Origin of the sequence: Myxococcus sp. AB056, assembly GCF_006547365.1 — a bacterium.
GTDB classification, from domain to species: domain Bacteria; phylum Myxococcota; class Myxococcia; order Myxococcales; family Myxococcaceae; genus Myxococcus; species Myxococcus virescens.
In genome coordinates, this window is sequence record NZ_VHLB01000084.1 from 1 (window position 1) to 15,872 (window position 15,872).

General features: G+C 70.1%; 11 protein-coding genes. 2 read left to right on the forward strand and 9 right to left on the reverse strand.

Features of this window, described 5'->3' with window-relative positions:
- Nucleotides 1-850: 850 nt before the first annotated feature.
- The 7 genes from FMP39_RS28725 to FMP39_RS28755 all read right to left on the reverse strand — a co-directional run bounded on the left by FMP39_RS28725 (nt 851) and on the right by FMP39_RS28755 (nt 8,668).
- Nucleotides 851-3,466 (reverse strand): TonB-dependent receptor, encoded by a 2,616-nt coding sequence (locus FMP39_RS28725; protein ID WP_141593318.1) that lies wholly within the window; start codon nt 3,464-3,466, stop codon nt 851-853.
- A gap of 39 nt (nt 3,467-3,505) precedes the next feature.
- A complete protein-coding gene (locus tag FMP39_RS28730) occupies nt 3,506-4,309 on the reverse strand; it encodes an OmpA family protein (RefSeq protein ID WP_011550976.1) in 804 nt (267 codons plus the stop codon).
- A gap of 131 nt (nt 4,310-4,440) precedes the next feature.
- The gene (locus FMP39_RS28735; RefSeq protein ID WP_141593319.1) at nt 4,441-4,995 is read right to left on the reverse strand and encodes a chalcone isomerase family protein; all 555 of its coding nucleotides are present in this window, start codon (nt 4,993-4,995) and stop codon (nt 4,441-4,443) included.
- 154 nt (nt 4,996-5,149) lie between these two features.
- A complete protein-coding gene (locus tag FMP39_RS28740; protein WP_141593320.1) occupies nt 5,150-5,875 on the reverse strand; it encodes a double-CXXCG motif protein in 726 nt (241 codons plus the stop codon).
- A gap of 6 nt (nt 5,876-5,881) precedes the next feature.
- On the reverse strand, nt 5,882-6,562 hold the full coding sequence (locus FMP39_RS28745; RefSeq protein WP_090485581.1) for a TIGR02269 family lipoprotein: 681 nt from the start codon (nt 6,560-6,562) through the stop codon (nt 5,882-5,884).
- A gap of 91 nt (nt 6,563-6,653) precedes the next feature.
- Entirely contained in the window at nt 6,654-7,658 is a 1,005-nt protein-coding gene (locus FMP39_RS28750) for a 3-oxoacyl-ACP synthase III family protein (protein ID WP_141593321.1), read from the reverse strand.
- A 98-nt stretch (nt 7,659-7,756) separates the two neighbouring features.
- Nucleotides 7,757-8,668, reverse strand: a complete 912-nt coding sequence (locus FMP39_RS28755) for a hypothetical protein (RefSeq protein ID WP_141593322.1) — start codon at nt 8,666-8,668, stop codon at nt 7,757-7,759.
- Nucleotides 8,669-8,829: 161 nt separating this feature from the next.
- Here FMP39_RS28755 and FMP39_RS28760 point away from each other — a divergent pair, with 161 nt between their 5' ends.
- Complete coding sequence (locus tag FMP39_RS28760) at nt 8,830-11,043, forward strand: molybdopterin oxidoreductase family protein (RefSeq protein WP_141593323.1); 2,214 nt, start codon at nt 8,830-8,832, stop codon at nt 11,041-11,043.
- Here the strand turns inward: FMP39_RS28760 and FMP39_RS28765 are convergent.
- Nucleotides 10,979-11,938 (reverse strand): lysylphosphatidylglycerol synthase domain-containing protein, encoded by a 960-nt coding sequence (locus FMP39_RS28765; RefSeq protein ID WP_141593343.1) that lies wholly within the window; start codon nt 11,936-11,938, stop codon nt 10,979-10,981. The two genes, FMP39_RS28760 and FMP39_RS28765, sit on opposite strands and share 65 nt — an antisense overlap.
- 324 nt (nt 11,939-12,262) lie before the next feature.
- On the opposite strand from FMP39_RS28765, the gene FMP39_RS28770 reads away from it, so the two are divergent.
- Entirely contained in the window at nt 12,263-13,249 is a 987-nt protein-coding gene (locus FMP39_RS28770) for a zinc-dependent alcohol dehydrogenase family protein (RefSeq protein WP_141593324.1), read from the forward strand.
- Nucleotides 13,250-13,271: 22 nt separating this feature from the next.
- On the opposite strand, the gene FMP39_RS28775 is transcribed toward FMP39_RS28770, so the two are convergent.
- Nucleotides 13,272-15,716: a hypothetical protein gene (locus FMP39_RS28775; RefSeq protein ID WP_141593325.1), complete on the reverse strand. Its 2,445-nt coding sequence runs from the start codon at nt 15,714-15,716 to the stop codon at nt 13,272-13,274.
- Nucleotides 15,717-15,872 lie beyond the last annotated feature (156 nt).

Below are 15,872 nucleotides of genomic sequence, written 5' to 3' on the forward strand. Positions count from 1 at the left end.
AAGATCGTCGGCAGCGTCAGATGTGTATAAGAGCCAGCCACCACCCAGAAGGTGACGCGCTGGGGCGTGGCGGGGGTGTCGTACGCCGACGTCGGGTCACCCGGCCGGCCTTCCACGGGCTCCTGGGAGCGGAACTCCTTCACCTCGCCGTCGCCGGTGGCGAACCAGCTGAAGAAGACCTGCTCGGGGCGCGGGCCTTCGTCCGTCTCTTCGATTTCGACGCTGCCCTCGGCCAGCACCGGCGTGAAGGTCACCTCGCGCGACACGGGCAGCGGGCCGGTGAGCGACGCGCCGTCCCACAGGACGTCCGACACCACCGGGTTCTGGTTGGGCGTGGTGGTGGCTCGCAACGTCACCCGGCGCACGCCGCGCTCCGTGCCTTCCGGTGTGCCGCTGCCGTCCGTGGCCTCGTAACCGATGAAGAGCGGAATGCCCCGGGCCAGCGCCTCGCGCAGCGCCGGGTCCTCGGGGTCCAGCGTTCCACCGCCACCCGGGTTGCCCGCGGCCAGTGCCTCCAGCAACACCGCCTGCACGTTCGGGTCCGAAAGCGACAGCTCGCCGTCCGGCAACGGCACGCTGTCGTCCCCCGGGCACCGCCCGTCATAGGGATTGCCGGTGAAGCGGCACAGCGCGTAGCGGACGGTGACGGGGCGCGCGTCCGGCGTCACCGCCAGCGCGTTGAACGTCATGGGCCCGGGCAGCGTGGAGGCGTCCGGGTCCACCACCAGCTCGGCGGGCTCCGCCTGGATGGCCAGCACGCGCACGCGCCGGATTTCGCTCTGAAGCTCGAAGTCGGGCCCGCAGCCGGCGAGCAGCAGCACCACGAGCGCGGGGAGGATGGAACGCATGCTCAGAAGCTCCCCCGGGCGCCGATGATGGGAAGGATGGGCAGTCCTTCGAAGGAAGCGCTTTGGGTGTAGTTGTAGTTGTAGGCGATGCCTTCCACCGCCGGGTTGTTGTAGGCGTTCGTGAGGTCCAGGTAGACGTTGAGCGCCCACTTCTCGAAGGCGAAGTTCTTGTCCACGCGGATGTCCAGTTGGTTGAAGGACGGCAGCCGACGCGAGTTCACCGCCGCGTAGAGCGGGATGAAGACGTCCGACCCGTCGTCGCGTACCGAGCCCACCACCGGCGTCGTGGGATTGCCCGAAGCGAAGCGCATGCGCGCGCCCACCTCCCAGCCCGCCGGCAGCTTGTAGGACGCAATCGCTGTCAGCACGTGCGTCTGGTCATTGTCGAAGAGGCGCCAGCCCACGCCCGGCGCGTCCTGGCGCTCGCTGCGGCTGAGCGTGTAGGAGACCCAGCCGAAGAGCCGGTCCGTCAGCGCGCGGCGCACCAGCACCTCCAGGCCATAGATGCGTCCCACGCCGCCGTTGCTCAACCGCTCGGGCACCCGCTGGCCGTTGCGCACCACCGTGGCGTTGGAGCGGACGATGAGCCCGTCCAGGTCGTTGTAGAAGACCTCGCCGCCCACGAACCACTCCGGCCGCGCCTGCCACTCCGCGCCCACGCTGTACTGGAGCGACCGCTTCGCGCGCAGGTCCGGGTTGCCGAAGGCCACGCTCGGCTCATCCTGCACGGGTGGCCCGTGATAGACGCCCGCGCCGCCCTTGAGCGTCAGCGTGTCCGTCAGGCCGTAGCGGACCGCCAGACGCGGGTTGAAGGTGCGGCGGGCCTGGGTCTGGTCGGTGAAGACGTAGCTCTCCGCGCGCAGGCCCGGCACCAGCAGCAGGCGCGGCACGGGGCGCCAGCGCGCCTCCACCCAGGTGGAGGGGAAGTACTGGAGGAAGTCGCCGTCCGCGGTGAGCACGTCATCGGTGACGGTGGGCGTCGGCGGCTCGCCCTCGCGGGAGAGGCCCTGGATGCGCGCGGTGACGCGGGCGAAGTTGCTCACCACGTCGATGCCGCCCGCCAGCGTGAGCGCCTCCCCGAAGGCGTACTCCACGGTGGAGCGCAGGTTCAGGTCCGTGGAGGCGATGCGCAGGCCACGGTCGCCGATGCCGAACTGGACCAGCGTGTTGCCCACCAGGCCGTGCGTGTCCAGGGTGAGCGCGTCCGCGCGGTACTGGTGCCGCAGGCGCAGTTGGTTGAAGCCAGTGGTGACGTTCAGCCCACCGGTGACGGTGGGGTCGTCATCCGCGGGCCGGTCAAAGACGAGCCCCAGCCTGTCTCTGGAGGTGAGTCCCTGCAGCGTGAAGGTGTGGCGCGACTTCGGCTTCCACACCAGCTTGAGCTGCGCGTCGTAGTAACGCGGCGCCACCTGGAGGCTGGGGCCGTTGTCGCCCTGTGGCACCAGGCCCAGCACCAGGTCGATGTACGAACGCCGTCCCGCCACCGCGAAGCTCAGCGTGTCGGTGATGGGCCCCTCCACCACCGCGTTGGATTCGATGAGGCTGACGCCCACGGTGGCGTGCAGCCGGTCCGTGCGCGGCTCGCGGCTGCGCACGTTGATGACGCCGCCGGTGATGTCTCCGTAGTACGCGGAGAAGTTGCCGGGCAGGTAGTCCACCGCCTCCAGCAGCTCCGAGTTGTAGACGGAGGTGAGGCCTCCGAAGTGATAGAGCAGCGGAATCCGCTGGCCGTCGAGGAAGACGCCGGACTCCTGCGGGCCCGTGCCGCGGATGACGAGCTGGCCACCATTGAAGGCGGGGCGCGCCACGCCGGGCAGGTTCTGCACCACCTTCAGCGTGTCACCCTGGGTGCCGGGGACGCGCTGCACCTCGGCCAGTTGGAGCGTGGTCTGCGTCACTTCCTTGCGCTCGCGCTCGCTGCGCACCACCGTCTCGAACGCGCCGAAGATGCGCTTGCGCACGTAGTACGTGGCGCGCGTCTCCTGACCTTCCGTGAAGGTCTCCTCGGTGCGGAAGCGCTCGTAGCCGCTCTGCACCACCAGCACCTCATATGTGCCCAGCGGGATGCCGCGGAAGGAGAAGCGGCCTTCCTCGTCGGTGACGGTGGAGCGCTCCAGCGCGGGCAGCACCACCTCCGCGCCCAGGAGCGCGTCCCGCGTGCCCCGCTCCAGCGCCCGGCCGCTGAAGTTCACGGGAGCCTCGGGCTCCACGGCGGCGGCGTCCTCCCCTTCCGGCGGCGGCGGTGGACGGAAGACGAACTGGTAGGCGTATTCGATGCGCACCGGCGCGGGGACATCGTCCACCTCGGCGGGCTCGAACTGGAACTGGCGGACCGCCTCCACGGCGGCCTCGTCGAAGCCGTGGCCGGCGGGCTGGGACACCTCGACGTTGGAGACGGCGCCCGTCTCCGAGATGTCGACCCACATCACCACCGTGCCCTCGAGCTGCTGGGCAGCGGCTTCCGGTGGATAGATTGCCTCCACCTGGCGCACCAGCGCGGGGGGCTTCGTCAGCACGCCCTGGGGCGCGCCGGCGTCGGCATCCGTGACGCCCGCGTCCTGCTGAGCGGCGGCGCCAGTGGCGGCGAGGAGGCAGAGGACGGCGAGAAGGATTTTCATGAGGGGCGCGGGACTCCCGCGCCCCTCCTAGTGCGGCGCCTACTTCGGCGCGAGCACGATTTCGATGCGGCGGTTCAGACTGCGATTCTCCGCCGAATCGTTGGCCGCGATGGGCTGGTACTGCCCGTAGCCCGCAGCGGAGAGGAACGTCGGGTCCACGCCAGCGTTCTGGAGTGAACGGACCACCGCCATGGCGCGCGCCAGGCTCAGCTCCCAGTTGGACGGGAACTGACCGCCGCCAGTCGGGACGTCGTCCGTGTGGCCTTCCACGCGGATGATCTTCCCCTGCACCGTCTTGAGCGCGTCGGCGATCTTCTTCAGCGCCTCCTCGCCTTCCTTGCCGACCCGGGCGGAGCCGGAGGCGAAGAGAATCTTGTCCTTGAGCTGGACGGTCATCTTGCCCTTGAGCTCGGACAGCTCAATCTTGCCGTCGGAAATCTCCTGCTTGAGGCTCTGGGCCAGGTTCTCGTACTCGGAGCTGCGCTTCTCCAGCTCCTCCTTCGCCTGGGCCAGCTTCTTCGTGTTGCGCGCCAGCTCGTCGTTGAGGGCGGCCAGCTGAGAGTTCTTCTCCTCCAGCGCGCGACGCTCCGCGGCGCCCGCGGTGAGGCGGGACTCAGCGGTGCCCAGGCGGGTGTTCAGCGCCTCCCGCTCCTGCTCCAGCTCGGCGATCTTCTCTTCCAGCGCCTTCACCTTGGCTTCGGCGGCCTCGCGAGCGCCCTTCTCGTCGTTGAGGCCCTTGGCGAAGTTCTCCGCCTCGAGCGCCTTGGCGTCGAACTTCCCCTGCGAAACGCAGCCCGTGGTGGAGAGCGCGACGAGTGCAGCCAGAACCAGCGGTTTCCGCATATGTACGTGTCCTCCTGACACCTGTGAATGAAGCGCCAGCCTATCGCTGGTGGTGCTCTGGGTCAGGAAGAACCTCGCACATATTTTGAGCTGAAACGAATGAATGGCTGACGGACAGCCCCGTGTGTCAGTCAGCGCGGAAAAATAGGATGAGAGTCGAGCCAGACGGAGAAGAGTGCGTCCGCGAAGTGCTTGCCGGGGATGAAGACGCCACCGGAGGCATCTCCTCCGACTTCGAGCCCGACGCCCGGGGTGTAGGTGATGACGAGGTCCTCGCCCTTCTGCACGTCCTTCAGCGACGCGAGCATGATGCTCAGGTGGTTCGCCAGCGGCCCCCGACGCAGGGCGGGGCTGTGCTCCAACCCGTCCCGGAAGCTGCCCACGAGCTGGTCCCGGGAGATGTTGCGCAGGAAGTGGAAGTGGAGCCGCTTCACGGAGTTGGAGTTGATGGCCTCGTCCGTGGAGCGTGGCCGGTCCTCCATGTAGAGGCTCCAGACGTAGACCTTGAAGAAGAGTTGCTTGTGCAGCTCCATGTGGGCGAGTTCGACGGTGCGCCCCTTGAGGTTCAGCGACACCGGCATGTGCACGCCGCCGACCTGCTTCTGTCCCGCCTGCGCGGCGCCCGCGACGAGCAGCATGCCCGCCACGAGACACCGCAGATTCCCACCCCACGCTTGAGTTCGCATGCGCCCGCCCCCCGACCCCAGACCCCACTGAATCCGACAGGACATACGCTGCACACGCTCCCGGGCACCGCCAACGCCCGGAAGGGCAACGCTGTACGGCAGTGGACGGCGACAGGTCCTGGAGGATCAACGTCGGGCAATCAACCGCGGCGCTTCAGCGGATGGAGAGCTCCTGGAAGTGGATGCCTTCCAGCCTCAGCCGGCGCACCGCCTCCATGAAACGCTCGGTCCCCACAAGCACCGTCGCGTAGTTGCCCAGGCGGAACACGTCACGGTCCATGGGGAGAGAGGCGCCATCGAGGATGGGCTCGTCTGGCAACTGGAGCCCACGCCGGCCACAGGTCGCGCACGCCAGCGGGAGGTCGGGAGGAAGACACTGCGGGTGCAGCAGACCGCCCGGTTCGAGCTGGAGTTCCAACATCTCCGGTGGGTGCTTCTGTCGGAACCGCAGCTCCGCTCGAACCCCCATGAGCCCGCGCACGCCTTCCGCCTGGAGCTGCTCCATCGTGTCCCGGCGCAGCAGCAGCAAGTAGCTTCCCTGCCAGCTCAGTGGCCCCAGGTCCCCCTGTGCCGTGCCCACCAGCGGCCCGAACCGCGTCCCAGGAGGCAACGTCGCGGCCGGTGGCGCCAATGGCCGCACCAGCTCGCGAAGCCGCGCGAACTCGGCGAAGGGCGCTGACCGAGCCTTGAGGAAGAGGTCCTGCTCATGCAGCCCGGACAAGTCCACGGAGGGGTACATGTGCCCTGAGGAACTCCAGGTCGCTCCGCAACCCGGGCACTTCGCCAGACCCGGCAAGCGCCACCTGTGCGCGGCGTTGAAGTCCCCGTGATGACGGGAAGTCGCAACCCGGTCCTCTTGCAGCCAGAAGTAACGGGGCATGCGTCCTCACGTTCCTGGACGAGAATAGTAGGGCCGCAGTGGGCCGCCCAGGAGCTGGAATCGGTAGATGAGTTCCCCGGCGTGCCTGAAGACCTCCTCGGGCGTGGACTCCTCGTTACGGAGGCGGAACTCACGCCACGCCTGGTTCCACGCTCCACCGCGAGCGCCACCCCCGTGAATCCGTTGGTGAAGGTCCCGAGGAATCGGCAGGGTGTAGTCGTGGATCTTGATGCCCTTCCCCTCGAACCACTCCGCCAGGTCCCGGGCCTGCGGGAAGATGTGGTGCTTCTCCCAGCGCCCAGGCGTCAGCTGATGTGAAGGCGGTACGACTCGCGCTGGAGCGCCGCTCCAGTTCGGGAAGACCATGACGGCGCCGCGCGGCAGGTGCTGCCCCCCGCCCCAGTTCCTGCGAGGCCCCCTGCCGGGAGTCGCCGCGGCCGCGGGTGGACGTGCGGGCGGGAAGCGCGCCAGCGCCACGTCACCGGGCAGGTCCTCACAACGATAGAAGCCGCAGGCCTCGCCCAGGCACAGCAGGGAGACACATTGGTCCTCACGTGGCTCGAAGCACTCCACTTCCGCGTGGTCCCATGCCTGCTGCATGGAAGACCTGACCGCCGTGCCACAGCCCAACAAAGAAGCAGCGAACACCCCAAGCCAGACAAGCTGGCGGAACCGCGGACCGGTCATGACTCCCCCCTGGTCTTCAACGAATACCAGGAGGCAATGACACACACCTCAGACGGCCCCGGTCCGCCGAGGGGGAATGCTGCTCAGCGGCTCACTGCGCCGGGGTGCGCTCCAGCAAGGCGCCGGCCCACGTCAGGCCGCTGCCCACGACGCTCAGCACCACCGCGTCTCCCACGGCGGGGTCGTCCCAGTGCTCGCTCAGGACGCCAGGCGCGCCTGCGGCGCCGGTGTTCCCCCGGGTGTGCACATTGAAGAAGTGCCGCGCGTCCGGCACCTCACACCGCCGCTGCACGGCCTCCAGCATGCGCAGGTTGGCCTGGTGCCCGATGAAGGAGACCGCCCCCGCGCCCTTGTCCGGGTGACGGTCCATGAAGCGCGCGCGCAGGGCCTGGAACGTCTCCCCCGCGCGGCGGATGGCGAACTTCTGCACCTCGCCGCCGTTCTGGGTGAAGTGCCCCATGCGCGGCACGCGCACCTTGTCCGCGCCCGAGGGGTCTCCGGCCAGCAGCGTCTCCGTGAGCTGCCAGCGTCCCGGCACGCGCGGCGACAGGATGGCCGCGGACGCGCCGTCTCCCCACAGCACCGCGCTGGAGCGGTCCGTGTAGTCCACCACACGCGTGGAGTTGTCCATGTTGACCACCAGCACGTAGTCCGGCAGTCGCTCCGGCCGCATGCCCGCCAGGAAGTGCAGCTGCATGCAGAAGGACGAGCAAGCGCTCTGCAGGTCCACCGCCGGCGCCTGGATGTTCAGCAGCTGTGCCACCCGGTTGGACTCGGCGGGAATGCACTCGTCGGGACTGCATCCGCCCGCCACCACCAGCCCGATGTCGGACGGCTTCAGCCCCGCGCGCTCCAGCGCCATCAGCGCCGCGCGGCGTCCCGTCTCCGCGTTGCTGAAGAGCGCCGCCTCCTGCGCCGCGCGCACGTCGCGGTTGCGCGTCTCCCGCAGGTAGTCCAGCGGCAGCACCGTGTGCCGCGTGCGGATGCCCACGCGGTCCACGATCCACGCATCGCTGGTCTCCAGCCCCAGCTCCTCGAAGAAGGCGTTGGTCAGAAGGTTGGGAGGATGGAAGTGGCCGAGCGCGTGCAGGTACATTCAGAACCCTCTAACCGCGCAGCCTCCCAAAACTCTGTCAGCCGTCTGTCACGCCGCCGCGCCTTCGCGCACAGCGGACGACCTGCCGGGCCATCCGCCTAACGCGCGGCGTCAGTCTTCCGGCCCGTGAGCCGCAGCCGCATCGCGCCCTCGCCGCGCGCCTCGAAGCCCTGCTCGACGGCGTCGTCGGTCAGCTCCACCTTCACCGGCCCGGACAAGGTGAGCTCCAGCAACTGGATGCCCTCTGCGAGGACGGACATCTGCCCCTGCAGCGGAATGGTCAACAGGAACGGCGCATTGATTTCCTGGCGCAACACCGTCATCGCCACGTCGAAGATGCCCACGGCGCCGCGCGGGTCCTGACGCACTTCGACCAACCGTGCGCGTGCCTGGGTGACGCGGGTGTCATCGCCCTGTTCGTCCACGATTTGCTTCGCGAGCGCATCGGAGAAGCCGTCCAGGGTGGCGCCCACCGCCAGCGGCTTCTTCGGGAAGGCGGCCTCCAGCCGGTCGGGCATGCCGAGCTCCGGCAGGTGCTTCGACACCTCGTCCTCCTCCTCCTTGGGCACCGGCTTGCCCGCCGCGTTCGTGATGACCACGCGCTCCTTCTTCCACTCCGCCAGGTACGTCTTCCGGCTGACGGGGCTCACCTTGCGCTGGCCCTCGCCCTGCTCCTCGGCCACCTCGCCCACGTCGCCGAATGCCATCTTCACCTTGGAGACGACCTTCCCCTTCGCGGCCAGCACCGTCACCGTGTGGCGGCTGGACGAGGTCACCGACATCGCCACCGACATCGGCTTGTCCATGTCCGAAGCGCGCAGGTCGAGCGCCAGCCGCATGTCCACGGCGTTGTCCAATTCCTCCTGGTCCCCCACGCGGGCGTTCACCTGCTTGAACTGGATGGTCGGCGCCTTCACCTCGGCCGCGGGCGCTGCCGGCGCCGTGGCATGGGCGGCGAGCGGCACGAGCGAGAGCCCCAGGGAGACGACGAACGGATACACGCAGTGCATGTGCTGCCCTCCTGGGACGGCATCCTTTCACGGGCCTCTCGCACGTGTGCCGCTGAAATCGTGCAGTCCGCCAGGAAGCCCATCGTCTGAACCCAGACGGATGGAAGCGCGACCCGCGCCGCCGGGCGGACGGCCCTCCACCGCGCGCTACAGTTCCGCGAATGAGCGCCGCCCCGGGTCCCCAGGTCCACTTCCGCACCTGCAACCTGTGCGAGGCCATGTGCGGCCTGCGCATCGAGCTGGACGCCGGACGCATCACCTCCATCCGAGGTGACGCGGAGGACCCCTTCAGCAGGGGCCACGTCTGTCCCAAGGCCCTGGCGCTGGAGGACCTGCACCAGGACCCGGACCGGCTGCGCGGCCCCATGCGCCGCACCGCCAGCGGCTGGGAGCCCGTCTCCTGGGACGACGCATTGGATGAGACCGCGCGCCGTCTGCATGCCATCCAGCGGGAGCACGGCCGTGACGCGGTGGGCTCGTACCTGGGCAACCCCAACGTCCACAACCTGGGCAACATGCTGTTCGGTCCGGAGCTGCTGCGCACGCTGCGCTCGCGCAACCGCTTCTCCGCGACGTCCGTGGACCAGTTGCCGCACCAGCTCACCGCCTACCTCATGTTCGGCCACCAGTTGATGGTGCCGATTCCCGACATCGACCACACCGGCTACATGCTCGTGCTGGGCGCCAATCCCTTGGCGTCCAATGGCAGCTTGATGACGGCGCCCGACGTGCGCGCCCGCCTGCGTGCCATCCAGCAGCGCGGCGGCCGCATCGTGGTGATGGACCCGCGCCGCACGGAGACGGCGGCCATCGCCGACACGCACGTCTTCATCCGGCCGGGCACCGATGCGCTCGCGCTGCTCGCCCTGCTGCACGTGGCGGTGGTGGAGCACGCGCCACGCCTGGGGCCGCTGGATGCCTTCACCGACGGCCTGGAGACCGTGTGCGCGCTGGCCCGGGACTTTCCTCCGGAGAAAGTCGCCCCGCACACGGGTGTGCCCGCGCACACCCTGCGCCGCATCGCCCGGGACTTCCTCTCCGCGCGAGCCGCCGTGTGTTACGGCCGCATGGGGGTGTCCACCCAGGCCTTCGGCGCGCTCTGCCAATGGCTCATCACCGTGCTCAACGTGGTGAGCGGCAACCTGGACCGGCGTGGCGGCGCCATGTTCACCCTGCCCGCGTTCGACGTCGTCGGAGGTCCACGGGCCCTGGCCGTGGGCCGCGGCGGCTTCGGCCGCTGGAAGAGCCGCGTGCGAGGGCTTCCGGAGTTCGCGGGGGAGTTGCCCACGGCGGCGATGGCGGAGGAGATGCTCACGCCGGGCCCAGGCCGCGTCCGCGCGCTGCTCACCGTCGCGGGCAACCCCGCGCTGTCCACGCCTGATGGCGCTCGGATGGAACAGGCGCTCGCGGGCCTGGACTTCATGGTGAGCATCGACCCGTACCTCAACGAGACGACGCGCCACGCGCACCTCATCCTCCCGCCGGTGTCACCGCTGGAGCGCAGCCACTACGACATCGCCTTCCACGCGCTGGCGGTGCGCAACACCGCGAAGTACTCGCCCGCCCTCTTCGAGCCCGGGCCGGGCAGCCGCCAGGACTGGCAGATTCTGCTCGCCCTCCAGCACCGGCTGCTGACGCTGCGCAAGGGCCGCCTCTCCGTGCGCGCCACGCTCAAGTACCAGGCCCTGTCCCGTCTGGGTCCGGAGCGGGTGCTGGACCTGGGCCTGCGGCTGGGGCCCTACGGCGCGCGCCTCCACCCGGCGAAGCAGGGCCTCACCCTGGAGACGCTGCGCCAGTCGCCCCACGGCATCGACCTGGGACCGCTCCAGTCCTGCCTGCCCCGGCGTCTCCAGACGAAGGACCGCCGCATCCACCTGGCGCCGGAGTTGCTGGTGGCGGACGTGCGACGCCTGCAAGCAGCCTTCCCCCAGGACGCCGTCCCTGAGCAGCACAGTGGCGAGCTGCTGCTCATCGGCCGGCGGCACCTGCGCGACAACAACTCCTGGATGCACAACGTACCGGGCCTGCTGAAGGGCAAGCCGCGCTGCACGTTGATGATGCATCCGGAGGACGCGGCCCGGCGGGCGCTCGCCGACGGCATGGAGGCCACCGTCACCTCTCGCGTGGGCACGGTGACGGTGCCCATCCACGTGACGGACGAGGTGATGCCCGGCGTGGTGAGCCTGCCCCACGGGTACGGACATGGCCGCCAGGGCACCCGGCTCGCCGTGGCAACCGCCCACGCGGGCGCCAGCCACAACGACCTCACGGACGCGCAGGCCGTGGATGCGCTCTGCGGCAACGCCGCCTTCAGCGGCACGCCGGTGCGGGTGCTACGGGCAGCGGCGCCCGAATCCGCCACACCAGCGGGATGAGCGCTCCCACCAGCACGAACAGCAGCTGCACCAGATGCCCCAGCAGCGCCACCGACATGGCGCGCGCGGCCGTGGTGTCCAGCACGCCCGCCGCCAGCGCGAAGGCGCCATCACTCACACCCACCTGTCCCGGCACCAGCGAGCCCACCGCCAGCGCGCACAGGTAGAGGCCCTGGGCGAAGAACGCCTGCACCAGTGAGGTGTCGATGCCCACCGCGTAGGTCAGCACGCCGTACTGCGCCACCTGGAACAGCCGGCTGCACAGGAATGCCAGCATGGGCGACCACGGCAGCAACGGGCCACACCGCGCCGAGGCCTTGAACTGCTCCGCATGGAGCGCCCAGCGGCTGAAGCGGCACACCAGCCACGCACCGGGCCGCTTCGCGCGCATGCACGCGCGCACGCCCACCGACAGCAGCACCAGCAACACGCCATGCGCCAGCATGAGCATGGTGAAGAGGGACATGCCCGTCAGCAGGTAGGACGCCAGGGCGCAGGGGAACGAGATGAAGCCTCCCGCCGCCAGGGACGCCGCTTGCGAGGTCGCCGCCGCCGCGGTGGCGGTTCCTCCGCCCATGTAGGGACTCAGCAGGGCCGCCTTGGTGGCCTCCGCCGCGGCGCGGCCCGCCGGAGCCATGCTGGACACCGCGGTACCGATGAGCTGCGCGCGGGCCAGGACGCGCCAGGGCACGCGCCCCGCTCCCGGGCCATAGGCACGCCGCGTGGCCAGTCCGTCCATGCACTGCCGCCCCAGCTCCAGCAGCACCACCCACGGCAGCCAGGGCGCCGCGCTGGCCAACACGGCGCCCAGCTCGCGGGGCCCGGCCTTGTGGACCAGCAACGCCAGTGTGCCCACACCCGCCAGCGCGAAGACGGGCCGAAGCCCCACCACCATCCACCGCTTCAGGACCCGCTGCGGCGCCGCTGCTCCCACAGCGCCTGCTGGCGGGGCCAGGGACAACTCCCCGTGCGCGTTGCTCACCATCGACCTCCTCGCCGTCCCGTTGCCCGCAACGGAAAGTGGGCAGCGTGGACGCGACTGGCGAGCCCCGTCTGTCCGCCTGTCCCCGCCCATGCGGAGCCCGCGTCCATCGGTGGACAGGTGCCTCGCCCCCGGAAGACAAGGCGGTGGGGCACGGCGACTGCTTGGATGCTCGGCGCGCCCCTCGAAGGCCGCTAGGGTGCGACCCACACGCCTACACGAAGCATGGAGCGTCCCATGAAAGCAGTGCGGTTCTCAGCCTTCGGACAGCCACTGAAGGTGGTGGAAGTCGTGGAGCAGCCGGACGTGGCGCTGAAGCCGGGTGAGGCCCGGGTTGAAGTGCTGGCCACGCCCATCAATCCCTCCGACATCCTCACGCTCAGCGGCCAGTACGGACAGCTCCCGAAGCTCCCCGCGGTGCCCGGCAACGAAGGCGTCGGCCGCGTCGTCGAGGTCCAGGACTCCAGCGCCGTGAAGGTGGGTGACGTCGTATTCCTCCCGCTGGGCGCGGGCACCTGGTGCACCCAATTGGTCGCTCCCGCGGACTCGCTCCTGCGGGTGCCGCCGGGAACCGACCTGCGGCAAGCCGCCATGCTGTTCATCAATCCTCCGACCGCGGACCTGCTGCTGCGGGACTTCGTCGCGCTGCAGCCCGGCGAGTGGGTGATACAGAACGCCGCCAACTCGGCGGTGGGCCGCTCCATCATCACCCTGGCGAAGCAGGCTGGCTGCAAGACGCTGAACGTGGTGCGGCGTGAAGAGCTGGCGCCGGAGCTCACCGCGCTGGGCGCGGACGCCGTGCTGCTGGACTCGGATGACCTGCCGGAGCGCGTGCGCGAGGTGACGGGTGGCGCCAAGGTCCGGCTGGCCATCGACGCCGTCGGCGGTGAGTCCACCCAGCGCCTGGGTGACGCGCTCGCGCGCGGCGGCGTGGTGGTGAACTACGGCGTGATGAGCGGAAAAGGCCCTCGGTTGTCAGCCGCCGCCACCATCTTCAAGGACATCACCCTGCGCGGCTTCTGGCTGGTGACGTGGATGAAGAAGACGCCGCGCGAGGAGCAGGGCGCCCTTTTCGCCCGGCTCGCGAAGCAGGTGGCGGAGGGCACACTCCACGTTCCGGTGGAGGGAACCTTCCCCCTGGAGTCCATCCAGGAGGCCCTGACGCGCGCCATGGAAGGTGGGCGCGCCGGCAAGGTGCTCCTCACGCCCAACGGCCCACTCTGAGGCGCTGAGCGCCGCCGCTCCGTCAGCCCCAAGGCCCCTGGAACAACTCCCCGAAGCGCAGGGTCAGCTCCCGGCGCCGCATCAGCAGCGTCCCCCACGCGGTGGCCTCCGACGTCCAGGTGGCCACCGACAGTCCGTGCGCCTCGAACACCGCCATCACGTCGTTGTTCACGCTCAAGACCTTCAACAGCCGCGTGTAGTCCAGCAGCGTGCGCAGCCGGGCCTCCGGGAAGCACACCTCCAGGTCGAGCGGCTGCACTGGCCCACGCGGATTCAACAGCACCAGCGGCGTGCGCAGCGGCGCGACCTCCACGTCATGCGTGAGCCGTGGCGCATCCACCTGACATGCCATCAACTCCCGCTGGCGCGCCAGGTCCCGCTGGCGGGACGCCTCCACCATGCGCCGGAGCTCCGCCTCGCGCGCCTGGTCCTCCCGCTGCCGCTTCCGCTCGAGGTGCTCCCGAATCAACCGGACATCGACCTCGATGTCCTCCAGGAAATCGCGGGAGTGGCTCCGCTCGCTCGACGCAGGTGACGCGGCGACGACACGCTCCCGGAAGCCGGGGAACCAGGCCAGGAAGCGCTCCGCGTCCGGGTCGAGCGCGTCGACGCCCTGCCTCACGGTCCCCGACAACACCGCCGCCGCGCATGACACCGCGAGCGAGGTGGCACGCGGCCACGCATCCACCCGGAGCTCCGCCGCCTTCCACACCGGTTCGAGGCGGCGCGACAGGTCCTCCAGGGGTGACTGACGGACCAGCGCATCCACACGCTCCGGCAGTTGCTCCGGGTCCTCCACCGGCCACCACGTCTGGAAGCACACCACCGCGTCGGGCTCCGCCGCCTGTTGCCGTTCCCAGAGTGCCGCCCTCCACGGCGTGAAGGCGGCCAACAAGTCTGTGCGCTCGTCCGGGTGCTGCTGGAAACGCCGCCACACGGCGTCGAAGAACACGGCCTGCTGACGGTCGCCATTCCACCCGCGCACCACCTTCGCCAGCGGCGCCAGCAGGCGTTCGCGGCCCTCCCCCGTCCAGAGCGCCATCAGCAAACGCGCGCCCTGGCCGGGAGCGAGCGCATCGCCCCACCGCAGCCGTGAGGGCAGTGACAGCACCGCCTCCAGCAACGGCTCCGTGCACGGCGCCTCGCGACTCCACGTGTGCAACCGGAGTGCATCCGCCTCGTCAGCGAGCGTGAGGAACTGGGAGAAGGCCGCGTCCTGGAAGCGGCTGGCGCGAAGCGATGGTGGCTCTCGCGCCAGGGACTCAGACACCGCGGAGACGAAGGCGCGCGTCTCCACCATGCGGTCCGCGTCCCGCGCGGCGGCGGCCCACTCGAGGAAACGAAGCGCATCCGCCGCGGGGAGCCGCGCCAGCCGCGCGAGCGCCCAGTCCACCCACAACGCCCGTTCCTCCGGCGGCAACTCCGCGAAAGGCCGGCCACGGGCCCAGCCATGCAGCGCCTCCGCCAGTCCACCCTCCACCCGGTCCGACACGGCGAGCAACGCACTCAGCGCCCCCGGAGGCGCCTGCGTGGGCAACCGCCGCAACACATCGAGCGCGAAGTCCGCGTCTCCCCGCGACGCCATCCGCTCCAGCAACCTCACGGAGCCCCGCGACGCCAACGCTCGACGCGCCTCCGCGGCCCGCGCCAGGTCCGTGGACTCCACGGCCGCGAGGAGGCCGTCCTCGTCCTGCAAGCAGAGCGCGCATTCGAAGCGCACGTCCGCGTCCGGATGGTGCAGGCCCTCACGCAACGCGAGCAGCAGGTCCACGTCCGTCGCCTGCCCTGTGGCCCGCATCCACGCCAGGGCGGCGCGCGCCCCCTGCTCCGGAAACCGGGCGAAGGCGGCGCGAGCGAGCCGCGCGATGCGCTCGGTGGCCACCTGGGACCCGCGCGCGCGTGGCCACACCCGCCACCGGGTGAGCGCCAGCGCCGCCTCGCAGCCGAAGCGGCCGTCATCCTCCAGACACGTCAGCACCGTGTCGAGCGCCGCGTGCGAAGGCGTCCCTTCGTGGACGTCCACCAACGCGGCGAGCCACCGCGGCTCCAGCGCGGGAACGGCGGTGTGCAGCCCCTCCTCCGGCTCGGCGGCGGGCTCCTCCTCGGGCACGTGCCAGGGAAGCCGCTGGGCCCACCGGTCCTCGACCTCCTCCTCGAAGCCCCGGAGCAACAACGCCTGCTCGTAGCGCCGCACGTCGACGAGCAGGCGCCGCACATGGGCCCACATCCTCGCGTAGCGCGACTCCAACCGCTCCGCCATGGAGGTGGGGAGGAGCAACACCCGGTCCGCCAGCGCATACCGGTCCACCCCCGCGTGCACGAGCATCCGCGCGGCGCCATACCGCTCCGGAGGAACCGGGCCGCAGTCGCACCGAGGGCACAGGAGGCCCGGCTCGTGGAAGCGCGTGCAGGCCGGGCAGCGGACCTGCGCCCCTCGGCGGGCACCATTCTCCAGCGGGGGATGCATGCGACTTCTCTACACCGACTGGGGCCACTGCGCCCCACCCCTCAACCGTCGCGACGCAATGATGCGGCAAAGCTACACGGCATCCGCGAATCATTCGCCATGCCATGGCGCGGCTGTAACGCAAAATGTTTCAATTCCTCTCAACCTCCGCGCGGA